This is a genomic window from Vibrio sp. D173a, assembly GCF_030248475.1.
The window spans coordinates 1-768 of record NZ_JAHGAH010001263.1 but is presented as its reverse complement, the minus strand read 5'-3'; the positions used below and the strand labels follow the sequence as shown (position 1 = coordinate 768).

Below are 768 nucleotides of genomic sequence, written 5' to 3'. Positions count from 1 at the left end.
CAACGATAAGAATAACCGCAGCTTTAAATGCGATAACGATAGGCTCGATAATCGCGCGGCCAAATGGGAAGTTAGAGTCAGACGGACGATTGATGTACTTCGATGCAGCTAGTGACAATAAAGTTAACAGTAAACTGATCAGCGAATAAACACCGTCGAATACGATGACGAGGGAACCAACGATTAAGCCAAGTGCCAAGCCTCCCAATGCAAAGCCAGATGCAAGAAGGGCTGAGAACATTAATACTCGATTTTCGTTTTGGTTTGTCCTGTCACACATAATGATTTCCTAGTGTCTTTGATATCTTCATTGTTCTAATACTGAGCGAGTTTTTCAAACCCAATCTGTCTTTTATAAATGGAAATAAAGACTTCTATTATGGTTTTATAATTAAATCAGAAGGTTACAGCTAATTTTCTGTGTCATTAATTTTGACACTGACTGATATGACAAATGAAGAGCGAGTGCGCTTGTGGAGCAAACAACACAGCCTACAAATACAAGATTGGAGAGTATTGAGTTGCGCTATGGATGTTGGGGCAGTAAGTAACGAAATGAGCACCTTGGTAACGGGTGCTCATTGAGAAAGTTAAGGATGCTAGAGATTATGCACGATGCTAGAAATCGAAAAGATAATCGCTGATCTTATCCGCTAACCAATTCATACCTGGGTGCTCTGCCATGCCGGCTGCGGTAAACATGCAGTAATCTTCTTGGGTTAAGCCGTAAGTGTGTTTGATAACCGAGAGTTTCTGCTCGCGAAGTAG

At 41.3% G+C, this 768-nt stretch carries 1 protein-coding gene and 1 pseudogene; both read right to left on the bottom strand.

Annotated elements, in window-relative coordinates; all coding sequences use genetic code 11:
* Nucleotides 1-280 (bottom strand): cation transporter (locus tag KIV40_RS32730; RefSeq protein ID WP_285353536.1); only part of this gene is annotated, 280 nt, incomplete at its 3' end.
* 338 nt (nucleotides 281-618) lie between these two features.
* Nucleotides 619-768: pseudogene (locus tag KIV40_RS32725) on the bottom strand (LysR family transcriptional regulator); the annotation flags it as partial.